The organism is Mangrovimicrobium sediminis (assembly GCF_004745945.1).
In the GTDB taxonomy this organism is placed as follows: Bacteria; Pseudomonadota; Gammaproteobacteria; order Pseudomonadales; family Halieaceae; genus Mangrovimicrobium; species Mangrovimicrobium sediminis.
Genome location: NZ_SRLE01000059.1, coordinates 1 through 1,840, shown reverse-complemented (window position 1 = coordinate 1,840; position 1,840 = coordinate 1). Strand labels below are relative to the sequence as shown.

At 63.4% G+C, this 1,840-nt stretch carries 3 protein-coding genes and 1 pseudogene; 1 reads left to right on the top strand and 3 read right to left on the bottom strand.

Going from position 1 to position 1,840, the window contains the following annotated elements:
- Window positions 1-215, bottom strand: a 215-nt coding sequence (locus tag E4634_RS21325; protein WP_135446690.1) for a c-type cytochrome, incomplete at its 3' end; no start/stop codon positions are given.
- Window positions 216-248: 33 nt separating this feature from the next.
- On the bottom strand, window positions 249-542 hold the full coding sequence (locus E4634_RS21320) for a c-type cytochrome (RefSeq protein WP_135446689.1): 294 nt from the start codon (window positions 540-542) through the stop codon (window positions 249-251).
- Between the two features lie 139 nt (window positions 543-681).
- Between E4634_RS21320 and yihA the strand changes: the two are divergent.
- Window positions 682-1,396: pseudogene (yihA, locus tag E4634_RS21315) on the top strand (ribosome biogenesis GTP-binding protein YihA/YsxC).
- Between the two features lie 198 nt (window positions 1,397-1,594).
- Here yihA and E4634_RS21310 read toward each other — a convergent pair.
- Window positions 1,595-1,840: DNA polymerase (locus tag E4634_RS21310; RefSeq protein ID WP_135446688.1), on the bottom strand; the 246-nt coding region annotated here is incomplete at its 5' end.

The following is a 1,840-nucleotide window of genomic DNA, read 5'->3' as shown; positions in this document are numbered from 1 at the left end:
CCGTCGCGGATGTCCTTGAGCTGCTTGAACAGGTACTTTTCGCCAAGTCCGGCCAATTTCGGGAAATTCGGCACTGCACTGTTGCCGTCCGCGCCGTGGCAGGCGCCGCAGGCCGCGGTCAGGGGTTCTCCGGCGGCGGCATCGCCCGCCGCTTGCGCCGTGGCGATTTGGGTGCTGCCCAGTACGAGGGCGGCCAGAATCAGCGATTTTTTCATGGTCGTTCCAGCTATTGCGTGTTGTACGGGGCCTTACTCGGCCGGCGATGACATGAAGGTGATCAGCGCCTGGTAGTCCTCGGGGGTGCAGTCGAAGCACATGCCGCGCGGCGGCATCGCGTTGAGGCCGCTGGTCACGGAAGCCACCAGTGCGTCCATGCCTTTTTCCATACGCGGGGCCCAGGCCTCGACGTCATGGGTTTTGGGCGCGTTGGCAGCGCCGGTGGTGTGGCAGACGGAGCAGCTCTTGTTGTACTTGTCCATGTCGGGTTGGGCAACAACGGACGTGGCGCAGAGCATCAGCGCGGCGGCAACAACTTTTTTCATGAGTACCTCTCGAAGTGCGCCCGGCACATCCCCACTCCGTACAGCCACGGCCGGGTGAAATCGCAAGCGCTTGATAGCAGTCAAAAAAGCTGTGGCATTATATACGACATACCCACACCTAAAAAGGCAATACCGCACAATGTCCGAACAGGCATCGCCGCCGCCTCCCGCGGCGCCAGACTACCGCCAGGCCAGCTACCTCACCAGTGCCCAGCGCTTTGAGCAGTGCCCCGAGGACAGCGGCTGGGAAGTCGCCTTCGCGGGCCGGTCAAACGCGGGAAAATCAAGCGCAATCAATAGCCTAACTGGCAACAGCAAGCTCGCCAAGACCTCCAAGACGCCGGGGCGAACGCAGCTCATCAACTTCTTTGAGCTCTCGCCCAGCCAGCGCCTGGTCGACCTGCCGGGCTACGGCTACGCCAAGGTGCCGGTGGCAGTAAAGAACGCCTGGACCCGGCAGCTGGAGCGCTACCTGTCCCGGCGCGAGAGCCTGCGCGGCCTGATTCTGCTCATGGATGTGCGCCACCCCCTGCAGCCCTTCGTTCGACCAGCAGATGCTGGACTGGGCGGAAGCGGCGCACATGCCGGTGCACATTCTGCTGACCAAGGCGGACAAGCTCAAGCGCGGCCCGGCCAACAGCGCGCTGCTCGAGGTGCGCCGGGCGCTGAAGCCGCTCGGCGACCTGGTCAGCGTGCAGCTGTTTTCCGCGCCGAAACACGTCGGCCGCGACGAACTGGTGGCCACCCTGGACGCCTGGCTGACCGACGCCAGCGTCTACGAGGATTTCTCCGATGACGAGCCGGCGGAGGGGAATTTGGGTGACAAAGAGGGCGAAGGCGAGCCCGGCGAGTAGGCAAAAAAAACCCGGTTGCCTCTAGGGGGGAAGGCAACCGGGATACCTAGGGTCTCTGGGGAAAGAGACTTGCTTTGCGAAGACTCATGGAGAGAAGTCTTCAACAGGGGTGCAGCGGATGCTGCAACTGATCTGACTGGGGTCCCGGGTGAAAGTTCAGCGCGGTGTAAAAAAAAATTTACAGCGCGCCGCCCGCGCTCAGTGGGCTTCGTCCCAGTTGACCCCGGAACCGGCCTCCACCAGCAAGGGTACGGACAATTCCGCCGCGCCGGCCATGCGCCGGCACAGCTCGTCGCTGACCTCTCTCACCGCGTCTTCGGCGACTTCCAGCACCAGCTCGTCGTGCACCTGCATGACGATGTAGGCATCCACTGCGTCCTGCGCCAGCCAGCCCCCCACCCCCAGCATCGCCTTCTTGTTGATGTCCGCCGCACTGCCCTGCAC